Raw genomic sequence first — 17674 nt, 5'->3', positions numbered from 1 at the left:
TCACAAAGGAGTGAGACCGAAATGCCCCTCGACGAGGCCAAGGATGAGCTGCTCCAGAGAGCCGCGGAGAGTTGCGCGGTCGGCAGCGAACATGTGAGCACGGAGGAGGCCCTGTCCTTCCTCCGGGTCTACTACCGGCATGTCGCACCCGAGGACCTGCTCGACCGCAACCCCGTTGACGTGTACGGCCCCGCGATGTCGCAGCGGCAGCTGGCCGAGGTCCGCCCCCAGGGCAGGGCGGTCGTCCGGGCCTACACCCCCACCCTTGAGGAGAACGGCTGGGACCCGGGGCACTCCGTCGTCGAGGTGGTCACCGACGACATGCCGTTCCTGGTCGACTCGGTGACGATGGAGCTCGACCGGCACGACCTGGGCATCCATCTGGTCGTCCACCCGCAGATGCGGGTGCGCCGCGACATGACGGGCCGGATGCTCGGCCGCGGCCAGGAGGACGTCACCGGCCAGATCATGGTCGAGTCGTGGATGCACATCGAGATCGACCGGCAGGCCGACCCCGAGGCGCTCGGCAGGCTCGAGGCCGACCTGCAGCGGGTGCTCACCGACGTGCGCCACGCGGTCGAGGACTTCAGGAAGATGCGGGCGCTGGCCGTGCAGACCGCGGAAGACCTGAGCATGAGCCCGCCGCCGCTGGAGCCCGCGGAGGTCGAGGACAGCCTCGACCTGCTGCGCTGGCTCGCCGACGGGCATTTCACCTTCCTGGGCTACCGCGAGTACCGGCTCGAGCACACCGACGAGGGCGAGGCGCTGCGGGCGCTGCCCGGGGCGGCCCTGGGCATCCTGCGCGACGACAAGGTGGGCTCCGACAGCTTCTCGGCGCTGCCCGCCGAGGTGCGCGCCAAGGCGCGCGACAAGCAGCTCCTGATCATCACCAAGGCCAACTCCAGGGCCACCGTCCACCGGGCGACCTATCTCGACTACATCGGGGTCAAGCTGTTCTCGCCCGAGGGCGAGGTGATCGGGGAGCGGCGCTTCCTCGGCCTGTTCACGCACGTGGCGTACAACGAGTCCATCTCCAGGATCCCCGTGCTCAGGCGGAAGCTGGCCGACGTGCTCGAGCGGGCCGGGCTGGCGCCTGACAGCCACGACGGCAAGGACCTGATCGAGATCCTCGAGACGTTCCCCCGCGACGAGCTCTTCCAGACCTCGGTCGACCAGCTCCTGCCGATCGCGCTCGGCGTGCTGCGGCTGCGCGAGCGCAAGCAGGTCAAGCTGTTCCTGCGCCGCGACGACTACGGCCGCTACATCTCCTGCCTGATCTACCTGCCGCGCGACCGCTACACCACCAAGGTGCGGCTGAAGATGCAGGAGGTGCTGCTGAAGGCGCTGGGCGGCAGGTCGCTCGACTACAGCGCGATGATCGGGGAGTCGGTGCTGGCCCGGCTGCACGTGGTCGTGCGGGGCGAGCGCGGCAAGCAGCTCCCGCCGCCGGGCGTGGACGTGGAGGAGCTGGAGGCGCGCCTGGCGGCGCTCACCCGCTCCTGGGAGGACGACCTGGCCGCCGCGCTGGGGGAGATGACCTCGGAGGAGGAGGCGCCGGGGCTGATCCGCCGGTACGCCTCCGCGTTCCCCGAAGGCTACAAGGTGGACTTCCCGCCCAAGGTGGCCGTGGTGGACCTGCGCCGCCTGGAGGAGCTCGTCGCGGCGGGCGACGACGAGGAAGTGGGCATCAACCTCTACGAGCCGTACGACGCGACCGAGGGGGAGCGGCGGCTCAAGATCTACAAGGTCGGCTCGCCCATCTCGCTCTCCCAGGCGCTGCCGCTGATCCAGCGGCTCGGCGTGGAGGTCGTGGACGAGCGGCCTTATGAGATCGACCGCGACAACGACCCCAACACCAAGAACGCCTGGATCTACGACTTCGGCCTGCGCTACACCCCGTCCGACGAGGTCGACAAGAACGACTTCAAGCGGCTCTTCCAGGACGGCCTCACCGCCCTGTGGAAGGGCCAGGTCCAGGCCGACAACCTCAACTCGCTGATCCTGAGCGCCGGGCTGACCTGGGAGCAGGTCGAGATCCTGCGGGTCTACGCCAAGTACCTGCGGCAGGCCGGGGGCACGTTCTCGCAGTCCTACATGGAGCGGGTGCTGGCCGGCAACGTGCGGCTGGCGCGGCTGCTCGTACGCCTCTTCGAGGCCAGGCTCGACCCGCGGCGCTCCGAGGACGTGCGGGTCGATCTCGCCGAGGCGCTGCACGAGGAGATCCTGGGAGCGCTCGACGAGGTGGCCTCGCTGGACGAGGACCGGATCCTGCGGGCGTACCTCGAGATGATCCTGGCGACCCTGCGCACCAACTACTTCCAGACCGTGGACGGCAGGCGCAAGCCGTACATCTCCCTGAAGTTCGACCCGCAGGCGATCAGCGTGCTGCCGCTGCCCCGGCCGAAGTACGAGATCTTCGTGTACTCGCCGCGGGTCGAGGGCGTGCACCTGCGCTTCGGGAAGGTGGCGCGGGGCGGCCTGCGGTGGTCGGACCGGATGGAGGACTTCCGTACGGAGATCCTCGGCCTGGTGAAGGCACAGATGGTGAAAAATACCGTCATCGTGCCGACTGGGTCTAAAGGCGGATTTGTCGTAAAGAAGCCGCCTACATCCGGATCGCGGGAGGACATGCTCGCCGAGGGCGTGGCCTGCTACCGGACGTTCATCTCCGGGCTCCTCGACGTGACCGACAACCTCCAGGACGGCAAGGTCGTGCCGCCGCCCGACGTGGTGCGGCACGACGGCGACGACACCTACCTCGTGGTCGCCGCCGACAAGGGCACCGCGACCTTCTCCGACATCGCCAACAGCGTGGCCAAGGAGTACGGCTTCTGGCTGGGCGACGCGTTCGCCTCCGGTGGCTCGATCGGCTACGACCACAAGGTCATGGGCATCACCGCCCGCGGTGCGTGGGAGTCGGTCAAGTACCACTTCAGGACCATGGGCGTGGACGTGCAGACCACCGACTTCACGGTGGCCGGCATCGGCGACATGTCCGGCGACGTCTTCGGCAACGGCATGCTGCTGTCCCGGCACATCCGGCTGGTGGCCGCGTTCGACCACCGGCACATCTTCATCGACCCCTCGCCCGACGCGGCCCGCTCGTTCGAGGAGCGCCAGCGGCTCTTCCAGCTGCCGCGCAGCTCCTGGGAGGACTACGACGCCAAGCTGATCTCGCAGGGCGGCGGCGTCTTCCCGCGCACGGCCAAGTCCATCCACATCACGCCGCAGATGCACGCGGCGCTCGGCATCCCGGCCGGCGTCAACTCCCTGACGCCGAACGACCTGATCAGCGCCATCCTGCGGGCCCCCGTCGACCTGCTGTGGAACGGCGGCATCGGCACGTACGTCAAGGCCTCCTCCGAGTCCCACGCGGACGTGGGCGACAAGGCCAACGACGCGCTGCGGGTCAACGCGGGAGAGCTGCGCTGCAAGGTCATCGGCGAGGGCGGCAACCTGGGGTTCACGCAGCTCGCCCGGATCGAGTTCGCGCTGAACGGCGGGCTGGTCAACACCGACTTCATCGACAACTCGGCCGGGGTGGACACCTCCGACCACGAGGTGAACATCAAGATCCTGCTCGACCAGGTCGTACGCGACGGCGAGCTCACCGACAAGCAGCGCAACCAGGTCTTCACCTCGATGACCGACGAGGTCGCCGAGCTGGTGCTGCGTGACAACTACGCCCAGAACGTGGTCCTCGCCGCGACACGCTCGCAGGCCGTGGAGATGCTCCACATCCACGCCCGCTACCTGCGGCGGCTGGAACGGGACGGGCTGGTCAACCGGGAGCTGGAGTTCCTGCCCTCGGACAAGACGCTGGCCGAGCGCCGCCAGGCCAGGCTCGGCCTGACCGCGCCGGAGTTCTCCGTGCTGCTCGCCTACACCAAGCTGGTGGCCGACGCCGAGCTGCTGGGCTCCGACCTCCCCGACGACCCCTACCTGGCCTCCTGGCTGGTGTCGTACTTCCCCTCGGCGCTGCGCGAGCGCTTCAGGCCCTACATGGACAACCACCCGCTGCGGCGGGAGATCATCACCACCTGCGTGGTGAACGAGCTGGTCAACTCCATGGGCACCACGTTCATGTACCGCTTCGGCGAGGAGACCGGCGCCTCGACGCCTGACATCGTGCGTGCCTACCTCGTGGCGCGTGAGGTGTTCGACCTGGCCAGCTTCCACCGGGCCGTGGAATCCCTGGACAACAAGGTCGGCACAGAGGTCCAGATCGCCATGCTGCTGGAGGCCCGCAAGCTCGCCGAGCGCGGCACCCGCTGGCTGCTGGGCAACCGCCGCCCGCCGCTGGACCTGGCCGGCTCCGTCAGCTTCTTCGTGAAGGGCGTCAACGGCCTGCTGTCGCACATCCCCAAGCTGCTGACCGGTCCCGACCTGGCTGCCTACGAGGAGCGCCGCGACTCGTTCGTGGCCAGGGGCGTGCCGACGGAGCTGGCCGAGCGGGTGGCCGCGATGGTGCCGGCGTACTCGATGCTGGACCTGATCGAGGTCGCGTCGGTGACGGGCCGCCCGGTCAACGAGGTGGCGGAGGTCTACTTCGACCTGGCGGACCGGCTCCAGCTGGCGCGTCTCAGGGAGCGCGTGATCGCGCTGCCCCGGGACAACCGCTGGAACTCGATGGCCCGCTCCGCCCTGCGCGACGACCTCTACGCCGCGCACGCCTCGCTGACCCGTGACGTGCTGGCCCACAGCACGCCTGGGCTGTCGCCGGAGGAGCGGCTGGCCAGATGGTCGGAGGCCAACTCGGCGGCGGTCTCCCGGGCCCGTCAGACGCTGTCGGAGATCTGGGAGAGCGACCACTTCGACCTGGCCACGCTCTCGGTCGCCCTCCGCGCCATCCGCACGCTGGTGTCGACCAGCAACCTGCCGCACGCGGATTCCTAGGGCGTGCCGCCCGTGCTCTTGCGGCGGTAGGTCAGCCGCCGCAGGAGCACCTTCGCCGGTCCGCGGTGGTGCTGCGGCGGTAGATCAGCCGCCGCAGGAGCACCTCGGCCCCTTCACGGTGGCCGGCGCGCCATGAAGCCGGGGGCCAGGCCCGGCGCGAGGGAGCGGCGGCCGACGTGGTGACTCTCGCGGCGTCACCCGACCCGCCGCAGCGCGCGGTCGCGGCGAGCGGCCCGTGAGCCTTCACGACCGGCCATGACGGACGGCCACTGGCGTCGGCGCGTGCGGCCCACCAGGCGCAGCCGTACGGGATGGATGGGTTGACGGGCGCGCGCGGCGTCGCGGTGAGCAGCCAGGACGACAACAGGGCGCGACGGAGGGCTAGCGGCCGGAGCCTCGGGTGAGCGCGCCGTCGTGGGCGATGACGGCGGCCGGGGCAGGAGCCTTGAGGAGAGGGACCACGGCGGCGTACTGATGCGTCTCGATCAGCCGCAGCGTGCGCTGCTGTCTCGGCTCCTTGAAAAGCCAGCCGGCCGACGTGGGCACCGGGACCCCCTCGTCCATGGCCGACTTGGTCATGGCGGTCGTGGTCGTCGTCCGCGACAGCGAATACTGGATCAGTGCCCCGCCGTCCTTGGTGCGGAGCGCGTAGACGGGGAAGCTGTCGGGGCTGAAGATCGAGTCGTAGCTGTAGCCCGTGCTCTTGGCCTCCGCCCGCTGGGTGGCGATCTGCTCGGCCACGTCCGTCGTGTACGGCCCCGCCGCCACGAGCCCCGCCGTGACCCCGGTGGACCCCGTCTCGGCCACGCTGGCGTGCACGGGACCCATGAACTGCGGGCTGATCGTGATCGACTTGTCGTCGGACGCCAGCGCGGTCGCGTAGCCGTCGGCGTCCCGCTGGATCTCCGGCAGCTGCTGCCCCGGCAGGAGCAGGGCCACGGAGCTGAGCCGCCAGCGGTCGTCGGACTTGGCGAACGTCAGCAGCGCCGGGCTGCCGTCGCGCGTCGCCAGCGCGCTGAACCAGGGCGCCGCCTCGGTCCGCGCCCATCTCGGCACGATGAGCGTCGGCGTCCCCCACTTGTGGCGGATCGGCGCGTAGTCGGTGGAGAGGTACGCGGCCTTGGTGAGCTCCGTCTGGCCGCCTGTGGTGAGGTCGACGGCCAGCCTCAGCCGCCCCTGCAGGGGGCTTTTCACGCGCAGCCGGTCGTCGGTGACCGTGACCTTGAAGAACTCCTGGGCGGCCTCGGCCTGCGTGATGGCCACTTCGGGTGCGGTGGGCGACGGGGAGGCGGAGGGGGTGGCCGTCCTGGACGGCGGGGGCGGGGCGGCATTGCCCGTGCAGGCGGTCGCCGCGGCCAGGACGCCGGCGGCGAGCGCCAGCACCTTCCGCCGCCCGTGTACACGCACCTCGCCATGTTATTCGGGCCCGCGAGACGCCGAAGCCTCCCATGCCGGTTTCCGCCCGCCCAAGATTCGCCGCGCTTCCCGCACGCAGGCGGTGCCGTGCCACGCGCGGGCGCCCTGCCGGGCGGGCGGGCGGTGCCGTTCCGGGCGGGCGGCGCGCTGCCACGCGGGCGGCGGCCTGACATCGCGGAGGGCGTCGAGGGGCGGCCGAGCGGGCGTGCGTGGCGCGTGCCGGGGGCCGTGGCAGCCGGGTGGGTGGATTCGGCGTGGGCGGGAGCGAAAGGGGGATGGGTGGGCGCGGTGGGAGGGTGTTGCTCTCTGGGGGAAGTAGGCTAGGGAGACGTGGCAGGCATCGATCCGGCAGAAGAGATCAACGAGCTCGCGGGCACGCTCCGCAGCATCCAGGACGTGCTCGACCTCGACGCGATGCGCAAGCAGATCGAGGAGCTGGAGCAGCAGGTTGCCGCGCCCGACCTGTGGGACGACCCCGACCAGGCTCAGAAGGTCACGAGCAAGCTCTCGCACCTCCAGGGTGAGCTCAACCGTGTCGAGGGCGTGGCGCGCCGGCTCGACGACCTGACGGTCCTGTACGAGCTGGCGGCCGAGGAGGGCGACGACGACACGCGCGCCGAGGCCGACAAGGAGCTCGAGTCGCTTAAGTCCGACATCGGCGCCATGGAGGTGCGCACGCTGCTCTCGGGCGAATACGACTCCCGAGAGGCGCTCGTGACGATCAACTCCCAGGCGGGCGGGGTCGACGCCGCCGACTGGGCGGAGATGCTGTTCCGCATGTATCTGCGGTGGGCCGAGCGCAAGGGCTACTCGACCGAGGTCTACGACACCTCTTACGCGGAGGAGGCCGGCATCAAGTCGGCCACGTTCACGATCAAGGCGCCCTACGCGTACGGCACGCTCCGTGGTGAGCACGGCACCCACCGGCTGGTCCGCATCAGCCCGTTCGACAACCAGGGGCGCAGGCAGACCTCGTTCGCCGGCGTGGACATCGTGCCGGTCGTCGAGCAGACCGACCACATCGACATCAACGAGGATGAGCTCCGCGTCGACGTCTACCGGTCGAGCGGCCCGGGCGGCCAGGGCGTCAACACGACCGACTCGGCGGTGCGCATCACGCACATCCCGACCGGCATCGTCGTCTCCTGCCAGAACGAGCGCTCCCAGCTCCAGAACCGCGCCAGCGCCATGAACGTGCTGCAGGCCAAGCTGCTGGAGCGCAAGCGGCAGGAGGAGGCGGAGAAGATGTCGGAGCTGCGCGGCGCCACGACGACGTCCTGGGGCACGCAGATCCGCAACTACGTGCTGCACCCGTACCAGATCGTCAAGGACCTGCGCACGGGCACAGAGGCGGGCAACCCGTCGGCGGTGCTGGACGGCGACCTCGACGAGTTCATCGAGTCCGAGATCCGCTGGATGCGCCGGCAGGAGTCGGAGAGCGGGGCGGGCTCCTAAAGCCCGCTGAGGTGCTTGACCGCCAGGCTCACGAAGAGCAGGGCGACCAGGAGCAGAGCGATGAGGGCGGGTGACAGCCCGGCGAAGCCGTGCTGGTGCATCCGCTCTCTACTGGCGCGACATGTGGGGCAGCGGCCCTCGATCACGGGGTGGGCGCACTGCGCGCATACGAGATGTTCACAACTCATGACAGCCCCAAGTCTAGCCGCACAATCGTTTTGTTTCCGTTATGGACTTTCCAGCCCAGTCTTCCCCCTAGACTGTCGTCTGGCCAATCGAAACGTCGATCATCAGTAAAGACGACGTAACCCCGAGTGGCCGGTGGCGGGAAGTGGGCATGTGCCACCCTCGCTTCCGTCCTGACCCCTAGACTGGCATGCCGTGATGCTCTCGTGATCCATTTCGATAATGTCACCAAGGTCTACGCGAACCAGAACCGGCCCGCCCTCGACCACGTATCCGTAGACGTGGACAAGGGTGAGTTCGTGTTCCTCGTCGGTCCTTCGGGATCAGGCAAGTCCACGTTCCTGCGTCTGATCCTGAAGGAGGAGCGGCCCAACTCCGGCGCCATCCACGTCGCCGGCAAGGATCTGGCCCGCCTCTCCAACTTCAAGGTGCCCCACCTGCGCCGCCGCATCGGCTGCGTGTTCCAGGACTTCAGGTTGCTCCCGAACAAGAACGTCTACGAGAACGTGGCGTTCGCGCTCGAGGTCATCGGCAAGCCCCGGCGGTTCATCCGCAAGGTGGTGCCCGAGGTCATCGAGCTGGTCGGCCTGGAAGGCAAGGCCCACCGCATGCCCGACGAGCTGTCCGGTGGCGAGCAGCAGCGCGTCGCCATGGCCCGCGCCTTCGTCAACCGGCCCATGATCCTGCTGGCCGACGAGCCCACGGGCAACATCGACCCCGCGACGAGCATCGGCATCATGAAGGTGCTCGACCGCATCAACCGGACTGGCACCACGGTCGTCATGGCCACGCATGACGCGGCCATCGTCGACTCCATGCGCAAGCGCGTGGTGGAGCTGGAGGACGGCAAGATCGTCCGTGACCAGTCGCGTGGCGTCTACGGCCAGGCGTACTGACAGGGAGCTGCAAACACAATCATGCGGGCGAATTTCATCTTCTCCGAGGTCTGGATCGGCCTCCGCCGCAACCTGACCATGACGATCGCGGTGGTCATCACCGTGGCCGTCGGCATGGCGATGCTGGGCGTCGGCTTGATGATCAACGCCCAGGTCGGCTTGATGAAGGGCTACTGGGACGACAAGGTCGAGGTCTCGGTCTTCCTTTGCACCAAGGGCTCCGCCATGGACAACTGCAAGGGCAAGGCGATCACCCAGCCCCAGACGGACGCCCTCAAGCAGACCATCTCGGGCACGCCTGGCGTCAAGGAGGTGATCTATGAGGACCAGTCGCTGGCGTACCAGAACTTCCAGAAGCTGTACTCCACCAACAAGGCTCTCTTGAGCGCCACCAAGATGGAGGACATGCCCACGTCCTTCCGCGTCAAGGTGACAAACCCGGACAACTACCAATCTGTTGTCCAGGCCCTGCAGGGCAAGCCGGGCGTGTCATCGGTGGTGGACCACGCGCAGCTGATCGGGCCGTTCTTCCAGCTGCTCGACAAGCTCGCCTTCTACGCCCTCGCGGTGGCCATCATCCTGGTGCTGGCGGCGGCGCTGCTCATCGGCAACACGGTACGGCTCTCCGCGTTCAACCGGCGTAGAGAGACGGGCATCATGCGGCTGGTCGGCGCCTCCAACCTCTACATCCAGCTCCCGTTCGTCATGGAAGGCGTCATCGCCGGCCTCATCGGCGGGGTGTTCGCAGCGATCATCCTGATCGTGACCAAGGTCTTCCTCTTCGAGGAGATCGTCCGCTACCTGGGCAACGCGACCGCGCAGCTGGGCTGGAACGACGTGGCCCAGACCATCAGCATCACCATGATCATCGGTGTGGTCATCTGTGTGCTTGCCTCGTTCGTGACCCTCCGCCGCTACCTCAGGGTGTAGGCGGAATCACCGGTAAAGTCGAAGCATGCCACGTGAGACCGGGCGTAAGGTCATCGCCCAAAACAAGCGTGCCAGGCACGACTACCACCTCGAGGACACCATTGAGGCGGGTCTCGTGCTCCAGGGCACCGAGGTGAAGTCGCTGCGCGAGGGCCGCGCCTCGCTCGTCGACGGCTACGCCAGCATCGACGGCGGCGAAGCGTGGCTGCTCAACGTCCACATCCCCGAATACTCCCAGGGGACGTGGACCAACCACGCAGCCCGGCGCAAGCGCAAGCTGCTCATGCACCGTAAAGAGATCGACAAGCTCGCCGCCAAGACCAAGGAGGGCGGGCTCACGATCGTGCCGCTGACGCTCTACTTCAAGGACGGCAGGGCCAAGGTCGAGATCGCCCTCGCCCGAGGCAAGAAGGACTGGGACAAGCGTCAGTCGCTGGCGGAGCAGCAGGCCAAGCGGGAGATGGCCCGCGCGCTGCGGCACCGCAACCGATGAGAGCGGCGGCACTCACCCGATGAGACGCGCTCGCCGCATACTTGCCGCGACCGCCACCCTGGCGGTCGCGAGCACCACTCTGACCGGCTGCTTCGAGGAGCCCTCCCCGCACGACGCGGTACGCGACTTCCTCGTGGGCTGGCAGTCGGGCGACTACGACCTGGCCGCGGGCCGTGCCGACGGCGACCGCGCCGTGGTGCGCAAGGCGCTGTCCGACACCAAGCTGGAGCTCGACGCGGCCTCGTTCCGGTTCAAGATCAAAAGCCTCAGCATGACGGGCGAGGAGGCCAAGGCCGACTTCCACGCCGAGGTCGACCTGGGCGAGAACAACCCGCTCTGGGAGTACGACGGCATGCTCCCGCTCCACCTCGTGGACGGCTCATGGAAGGTCCGCTGGTCGCCTTCGGTGCTGCACCCGCAGCTCAAGGAGGGGCAGCGCTTCGCGGTCGACATCGAGCCCAAGGCACGCAAGCCCATAGTCGACCGCACGGATGAGCCGCTGCAGAGTGCGAGCGTGTTCTACAGCGCGGGCGTCTATCCGGCCAAGATCGGCAACAAGGCGGAAGAGGTGGCCGCGAAACTCTCCGAGTACACCGGCTACGCGCAGGACCGGCTGCTGAGCCGCATCAGGTCGTCGCCGCCGGACAAGTTCGTGCCGCTGGTCACGTTCGGGCGCTCGCGCTACCAGTCCATGAAGTCGAAGCTCGACACCATCGAGGGCATCGAGACGCAGCAGCAGGACCAGCGGGTCAACCCCGAGCCGCCCCGGCAGATCGTCGGCAGCGTCAGCGCCCTCACCCCCGACCTCGAGCAGCGGCTCGGCGGCCCCGAGAAGGCCGGTGACTCGGTCGGCAGGACCGGCCTGCAGCAGGCCTACCAGGACTACCTGACCGGCTCCACGCAGACCAAGGTGATCACCCTCGACCTCAAGACCGGCAAGCAGGTCGCGCTGCTGAAGGAGTGGCCGGGCCGGCAGAACGTCCCGGTGAAGACCACGATCGACCGGCAGGTCCAGGCGGCGGCCGAGCAGGCGGTGGCCGACACGGGCACGAGCGCCCTGGTGGCGGTGCAGCGTGACACCGGCCAGATCCTCGCGGTCGGGGCCAAGGGCGACATGAGCCAGGAGAAGCACGCGCTGGCCGGCAAGTTCCCGGCGGGCACGGCGTTCTCGATCGTGGCCGCGGACGCGTTGATCAAGCGCAAGGTCAGCCCCAAGCAGCGGCTGTCGTGTCCGGAGGAGCGCACGGTCGGCGGTGCCAAGTTCCAGCAGGCCGGGCAGCCCACCGGGGTGACCGCGTCGGCCAGCTTCCAGGAGAACTTCGCGAAGGGCTGCGTCACGGCCCTGGCGTCGCTGGCCCGCCGCGTCACGGCCGCCGACCTGACCGCGAGCGCCAAGACGTTCGGCATCGGGCAGTCGTGGCGGTTGCCGCTCAAGTCGTTCAGCGGCTCGCTGCCCGCGCTGTCCAGCGACGCCGACAAGGCCAGGGCCATCGCCGGCGAGAACGTCGAGGTCAGCCCGCTCGGCATGGCCCTGGTGGCCGCGGCGGTCGCCTCGGGCACCTGGCGTCCGCCGGTGCTGGTCACCGACCCCACTTCGCCCGACCCCACGGCGGAGGCCGTGCAGCCTCCGCAGGCCGCTCCCGTGCCCCTGGACCCCGAGGTCCGCACGGCGCTGACCTCGATGATGCGGGCCGGCGCGGCCGGCATGAACGCCGGGGGAGGCAAGGACGCGGTGTACGGCGTCAAGGCCACGGTGGGCAACCAGTACACGTGGTTCGTGGGCTGGCGGGGAGAGGTGGCCGTCGCGGTGCTGGCGAAGAGTTACGACGCCGCGGCCGAGGCGGGCAGCTTCTTCTCCGCGCTTCAGAACTCATCGTGAAATTGTCGTCACGCTGAGCAACCGTTCGGGGCTCCGGCTGCGTCTTACTGAATGACTGGGCCCGCTCGGGGGGTTGCGGATCCAGTCGCCGTGATGAGACAGGACTTCATCTCGGGGGAAGTCCTGCCGTCCGGACCGGCTCGACCCTGCCGGTCGGCCCCCGGGAGCGCGTGCTGCTGTGCCACGCTCCCGGGGGTTTCGGCATGAGGAATTAAGTTGGCGTTGAGGGCGTTCTCTCTTGTAGATTCATGTTGCTCACCCGTGACGCGGGTGTGTTGACAACTGCACAGGGGGTGACTGGCTTCGACTTCGACTTTGCAAGCCAGGTGAAGCGGGCCGAGGACTGCGGACATAACCTCGTTAATCCTGTGACCGCAAACAACAAGTGCCAATTCCAAGCGCACTGTGGTCGCCCAGGACTCCCTGGGCCTCGCTGCCTAAGTAGCGAAACCACTGTCAGCCCGGGAGTGCCTTCGGCCCGGTGTCTGGCATCGCTAGAAGGCTCAACCGATCGACCCGGCCACGGGGGAGATCGGGAAACCAAACAGTGGCTGAGCCCGTCGGCGACTCGCCTGCGTGATCGCCGGGGCCGAGAAAAGCACAGCAGGCTGCGCCCGGAGAAGCCCTGACTTGGGGTTGAAGGACGCGGGTTCGATTCCCGCCACCTCCACTGGAAGGCCCGTGTGGTCGGAAGCTGCGCTTCCTCCTCGCGGGCCTCTGTGCTGTCAAGCCGCCCCTGACCTGCCGTTATTCGGTCGGCAGGGGCGGTTTTCGTGTGTCCGGGGGGCACACTCGGTGCACATTCGACACCTCTCTGCCACCAATGAGTGCTTTGTATGTGCTTAGGTGGTCCTCTGACAATTGTGGGTCGGAATGAGGTTGAAGGGTGTCAAGGTACGGCTGGCGTCACTCGGCGTTCGCGCCTGTGGTGGGCCTGGTGATCTCCGCGCTGCTCATGGCGGCCGGACTGGTGGAGTCCCTGCTGCAGGCCGTGGGCGCGAGCACGGCCCCGACGGCCGCGGAGCTCGTGGTCGCGCTCATCATCGCGGTCTTCTTAACGGCCGTGCTCAGGATCGTCAGGGCCATCCCCGACATCCAGCGGGAGAACGCCGCGACGGCGAAGGCGGTGGCGAACGTCCAGGCGGTGCGGCTGAGCGAGGACACCCTGGTGGCGCGGCGGCTCAAGCTGTTCAAGGAGGCGGCCGAGGCCGGCAACGACTGCGAGGCGGTGCTGAGCGCCCGGTCCGCGCTGGACGACAGCGAGATGGCCAACCGGCACCACCTCGACCACGCGCTCATCTGGGCGCTGCCGGTCTTCGGGTTCATCGGCACCGCGCTGACGATGGGCGCGATGGTCAGCTCGTTCTCCAACGCCCTGGACAGCAAGGGAGACCCCGGCGTGCTGATCGCCGCGCTCAAGCAGCACGTGCTGCCCGAGCTGGCGTCCGCGTTCGGCGTCACCCTGATCGCGCTGTTCCTGAGCGTGCTCGCGTTCGGCGCGATGGCTTTCGTCGAGCGGGCCGAGCGGGCCGGCGTGGTGGCCGCCGACGAGGTGTTCCTGATCTACATCGCGCGCTTGCCCGCCAAGCAGGCGGCCCCCGCCATGCAGGGGCTCACCCAGGAGCTGGCCCAGTCCAGGGGCAGGACCGAGGAGCTCGTCAAGGGGCTGGACGCGCTGCGCACCGCGGTGGAGCGGTTGAGCGCGGTCGAGAGCAGGCCACAGAAGTACACCCTGGTGAGGGAGCCGTGAGGAAGCGGGCCACCAGGTCGTTCGCTCCGCCGCTAGACCTGCGCTTCATCGACCTGTTCATGGCCATCGTCCTGGCGCTGTCGTTCGTCGCGATCATGCTGACCGTCGTGGCGCGGATGCTGCCGACGGAGGCGTCCACGCCGCCCCCGCGCCAGGAGACGCGCCAGAGCGTGGCCCAGCTGAGGAACCAGCTCGACGCCGCCGTCGAGGCGCAGAAGAAGGCCGAGGAGGAGCTGCGCACCACCCAGGCGCAGCTGCGCACCGCCCAGTCGAAGATCGCCGAGCAGACCGCCTTCGCCCTGCCGTGGTGGCTGATCGGATTCTGCGCCCTGCTCGGCGTGCTCGCCGTGTTCATGGGCTGGCGGATCCGGCTGTGGAACGAGGGCAATCTGCCGCGATTGCGCAGCTGGCTGATGGTGACCGCGGTGGTGACCGTGGTCACGGCGGTGATCAGGTGGCTGAGCGACAGCGAGGGCTACCTGCTGCTCGCCGCCATCCCCTGGTGGGCCGCCGACGCCCTCTGCCTGGGGCTGCTGCTGGTCGCGTACGTGCTGATCTCCGTCATCAGGGACAGCCGCGCCAAGCTCCGCGAGATCCAGGCGGGATCGGCGCCCGAGCCGAGTCCTGAGCGGCAAGCGGTGGGATAAATCCCGTCGCGTCGGTGCGAAAGGCCCGGTAGGGTCCGGAACCAGACTGGCCGCGGGACTCCGGTGCGACTTCCGGAATCCGCCTTTACCGCGATACTTCGCAGCTCGTGCCCCCATTCCCCGGCCAGTCCTCCGACCGCCGGGGGAGCCCATGGAGACGTACGCTGACCTGATCGAGTGCGAGGACGTCCTGCTCTTCGCGAACGCGGCCATCACCTCCACAGGACAGCGCGAGTTCCACAGCACGGCCGGCGACCAGCGGCTCTCCCTCGACTTCCTGCACCGCTACATCCAGGGCAACTATCCCGACCTGTACGCCGCCACGCTGGCGCTCGACATCAACGACCACAACGCCGCCCTGATCATCGCCAACCTGCTGAGCGGGTCGGAGGGCGACGGAGGGCTGATCGCCCGGCGGCTGGACAGGATGAGCCCGCCCCGGGTCTACCGCCTCTTCCAGCGGCTGCGCGATGACGGCGTCAACAACCGGCGCACCAGGGGACTCATCCGCGACTGGCTCGCCGGCCGCCCCGACCTGGCCTTCGACGCGGTGAAGTACCGCACGCAGCTGAAGTCGGCGGTCCGGCACGCCCACCTGCGGCTCCCGGACGAGCTGGGCGACTTCCTGTTCGCGCCGTTCAGCCGCGCCCGGTACGACACGCCCCTCCTGGAGGCCTGGCGCCGCGCCCACTACGACAAGAGCGCCCTGTACGACCTCCCGTACACCGTCGCCGAGGGGTTCGCGGCCCGCCACGGCATCAGCAGGGCGCTCTTCCTCGAGCGCATCGCGCCCCGGCTGACCAGGCTGGAACGCCTGCGGCTGGCGGAGTCCGCGCAGGCGGGCGGGCTGGACACCGAGGCGGACCTGGCCGCGATGCCGCTGGTCAGGCTGGCCTCGTACGTGCTCTCGCTCCGTGCCGACGTGCGGACGCGGCGCCGCGCCGAGCTGGTGGGCGCGCTGCGGGCGGCCGCGGCGCGCGCGGCCGGGACCCGGGCGGGCACGTGGGGGAGCGTCGCGGCGGTGCTCGACGACAGCTTCTCCTCGTTCGGCTCGCCGGTGAAGCGCCGCCGCCCCCTGGCGGTCGCGCTGGCCTGCCACTTCCTGCTGGAGGCCCTGGCGGGGGAGTACCGCGGCCGGTGGCTCTCGCGCCGGACGGACCCGCTCCAGGCGCGGCCGTCCGGGCCCACGCCGCTGGGACAGCGCGTCATCGACGCGCTCGAACACCGGCCCGGCCTGCTCGTCATCGTCTCCGACGGCTGGGACAACGCGCCGCCCGGACTGGCGGGCGAGGTGCTGCGGGTCTGGCGGCGCAAGCTCGACCCGGCGGGCGAGGTCGGCATCGTGCACGTGAACCCGGTCTACGACGCCGAGCAGTTCGACGTGCGCCGGCTGTCGCCCATGGTGCCGACGGTCGGCATCCGCGACGCCGAGGACCTGCCGGCGCTCGTGGAGCTGGCCAGGTTCGCGGAGGGGCGGGCGGGGCTCGGGGAGCTGAGGGCGTATCTCGAGGACAGGGCGGCAGGGCGATGATCGATCTCACGGGGCTGGACACGCGGCCCGCGCAGACCTGGGGCGCGCTGCGGCTGGTGCCGCTGGTGCGCCGCGAGCCCATCGAGGACCTGCGCCTGCACGCCAAGGTGTACGGCGACGAGGCGTCCCTGGTGTACCTGCCGGACAAGACGGTCTACACCGCGTACGTCCCGCACGCGTTCGTCGCGTCGTGGAGCGACGACGGGACGCCGGCGGCGGCGTACGGCACCCAGCTCGGGCGGCCGCTGGAGCACATGTGCATCAGGGCCAGGCGCAGGATGGCCAGGCGGACGGAGAAGGGCCGGCTCAGGTTCCTGCCGCTGCACCTGGCCGTGGAGGGGTTCCTGGCGCTGCACTTCGGCGGTCCCGTGATCGCGTGGGAGGAGTGGTCGCGGCAGGCGCTCGCGCACGGGCTGTCGGCCCGCGCCGAGGACGCGTACATCGGGGCGGAGGTGCGCGGGCTGGAGGACGCGCTCAAGGTGTTCGAGATCTATCCGGGGCAGTGCGGGCTGCTGCTGTACGCCGGTGACGCGCTGGCCAGCGCCTTCGTGGTGCCACACCCCGAGGACTACCGGGCGCTGCACCCGACGCTCGTCCGCGACATGTACGGTGAGCTGATCTATGACTACGCCCTGTTCTATCCCGTCAGGGACTTCCCCGCGGTGATCGACGAGAGCCGGGTCTCCTCGCTGGACGACCTGCGCGCCGAGGCCGTGCGGGCCGAACGCGACTGGGCCGGCTTCCACGACTCGGTGATGGCCGCGGACCTCCTCCGCGCCCCCGCGCAGGTGGAGCAGGTCTACCGGCTGGGCCGCTTCACGCTGAGCCGGTTCCTGCCGGCGTTCGAGCGGAAGAGCGAGAATCACATCGGCGAGACGATCACGGACGCGGACGGGCGGCTGGCCTACCTGAAGACGTTCAGGCTGTCGGAGGCGCAGGTCAGGCGCGGTCACCTGCTGAGCACGCTGGCCGGGCACGGCTGGAGCCTGCCCGCCGCCGCGGCGACCCTGCGGATCAGCGCGGCCGCCTTGGGACTGCGGCTGGAGCGGGCCGGGTTCGGGCACCTGCTGCGGCAGGACGTGCTCGACGGCTACCGCAAGGCGCTCAGTGAGCGCAGCCGGCGTACTCGTCGAGACGGCGCGCCATCGCCGCCAGCATGAGCGGGAACATCGCCACGTGCGCCACGATCATCAGCACCCCGCCGTCGATGACGCCCAGCCACAGCAGGGGGAAGAGCGGCACGACCGGGAGGAACATCACGGCGCACATCTCCAGCGTCGAGGCCCAGCCGTGCCGGCGGAACCGCATCCACGCGGCCATGCCGACTGACATGTTGACCGCCATGAGCAGGTACGCGAGGTCAGGCTGCCGGTCGTGGGAGACGCTGAGCCCGACGGCCGACTCGAGCATGCCGAGCGCCAACATGCCCACGAACATGGCGACGATCATCTCGACGTAGTGGAGGGCGAACCGCCCCCAGCGGCGACCGGTGTTCGTGCTTGTCGTTGTCATGCCTCGACCTTCTCCGGGCCGCCGCCGGGTGCCAAGGAAGGCGGCCGGGGAGGTCCGGAAACTTGGGTTCTTCGTCTTTCGGA

The 17674-nt window shown here is 69.2% G+C and carries 12 protein-coding genes and 1 other RNA gene; 11 read left to right on the top strand and 2 right to left on the bottom strand.

What is annotated here, in order from left to right; all coding sequences use genetic code 11:
- The first annotated feature begins 21 nt into the window (after positions 1 to 21).
- Positions 22 to 4896, top strand: a complete 4875-nt coding sequence (locus AB0H84_RS27025) for an NAD-glutamate dehydrogenase (protein WP_357609674.1) — start codon at positions 22 to 24, stop codon at positions 4894 to 4896.
- Between the two features lie 381 nt (positions 4897 to 5277).
- Here the strand turns inward: AB0H84_RS27025 and AB0H84_RS27020 are convergent, their stop codons facing one another.
- On the bottom strand, positions 5278 to 6303 hold the full coding sequence (locus AB0H84_RS27020; RefSeq protein WP_357609671.1) for a hypothetical protein: 1026 nt from the start codon (positions 6301 to 6303) through the stop codon (positions 5278 to 5280).
- 339 nt (positions 6304 to 6642) lie between these two features.
- Between AB0H84_RS27020 and prfB the strand changes: the two genes are divergently transcribed.
- From prfB to AB0H84_RS26970, 10 genes are all read left to right on the top strand, one after another.
- Positions 6643 to 7767, top strand: coding sequence for a peptide chain release factor 2 (prfB, locus tag AB0H84_RS27015; protein WP_357609668.1), 1125 nt, complete (start codon positions 6643 to 6645; stop codon positions 7765 to 7767).
- A 392-nt stretch (positions 7768 to 8159) separates the two neighbouring features.
- Positions 8160 to 8849: a cell division ATP-binding protein FtsE gene (gene ftsE / locus AB0H84_RS27010; RefSeq protein ID WP_091079803.1), complete on the top strand. Its 690-nt coding sequence runs from the start codon at positions 8160 to 8162 to the stop codon at positions 8847 to 8849.
- A gap of 21 nt (positions 8850 to 8870) precedes the next feature.
- Positions 8871 to 9779, top strand: a complete 909-nt coding sequence (ftsX, locus tag AB0H84_RS27005; RefSeq protein WP_357609665.1) for a permease-like cell division protein FtsX — start codon at positions 8871 to 8873, stop codon at positions 9777 to 9779.
- 25 nt (positions 9780 to 9804) lie between these two features.
- Positions 9805 to 10272 carry an SsrA-binding protein SmpB gene (gene smpB / locus AB0H84_RS27000; protein ID WP_357609662.1) on the top strand — a complete coding sequence of 156 codons (468 nt, stop codon included), beginning with the start codon at positions 9805 to 9807 and terminating at the stop codon, positions 10270 to 10272.
- A 19-nt stretch (positions 10273 to 10291) separates the two neighbouring features.
- Entirely contained in the window at positions 10292 to 12151 is a 1860-nt protein-coding gene (locus AB0H84_RS26995; RefSeq protein ID WP_357609659.1) for a penicillin-binding transpeptidase domain-containing protein, read from the top strand.
- Positions 12152 to 12440: 289 nt separating this feature from the next.
- Positions 12441 to 12824: a transfer-messenger RNA gene (gene ssrA, locus AB0H84_RS26990) on the top strand.
- Positions 12825 to 13037: 213 nt separating this feature from the next.
- Positions 13038 to 13901 (top strand): hypothetical protein, encoded by an 864-nt coding sequence (locus tag AB0H84_RS26985; protein WP_357609656.1) that lies wholly within the window; start codon positions 13038 to 13040, stop codon positions 13899 to 13901.
- On the top strand, positions 13898 to 14548 hold the full coding sequence (locus AB0H84_RS26980) for a hypothetical protein (RefSeq protein WP_357609653.1): 651 nt from the start codon (positions 13898 to 13900) through the stop codon (positions 14546 to 14548). The genes AB0H84_RS26985 and AB0H84_RS26980 overlap by 4 nt, the downstream gene beginning before the upstream one ends.
- 151 nt (positions 14549 to 14699) lie before the next feature.
- A complete protein-coding gene (locus AB0H84_RS26975; protein ID WP_357609650.1) occupies positions 14700 to 16079 on the top strand; it encodes a hypothetical protein in 1380 nt (459 codons plus the stop codon).
- Positions 16076 to 17239, top strand: a complete 1164-nt coding sequence (locus AB0H84_RS26970; RefSeq protein WP_357609647.1) for a hypothetical protein — start codon at positions 16076 to 16078, stop codon at positions 17237 to 17239. Before AB0H84_RS26975 ends, AB0H84_RS26970 begins: the two co-directional genes overlap by 4 nt.
- Here AB0H84_RS26970 and AB0H84_RS26965 read toward each other — a convergent pair.
- Positions 17184 to 17591 (bottom strand): hypothetical protein, encoded by a 408-nt coding sequence (locus AB0H84_RS26965; RefSeq protein WP_357609644.1) that lies wholly within the window; start codon positions 17589 to 17591, stop codon positions 17184 to 17186. The genes AB0H84_RS26970 and AB0H84_RS26965 overlap by 56 nt on opposite strands.
- Positions 17592 to 17674: the final 83 nt, after the last annotated feature.

The sequence above is a fragment of the Nonomuraea sp. NPDC050786 genome (assembly GCF_040654115.1).
In the GTDB taxonomy this organism is placed as follows: Bacteria; Actinomycetota; Actinomycetes; order Streptosporangiales; family Streptosporangiaceae; genus Nonomuraea.
Note: the sequence above shows the minus strand (reverse complement) of the source record. Positions and strands in the feature narration are given on the sequence as shown.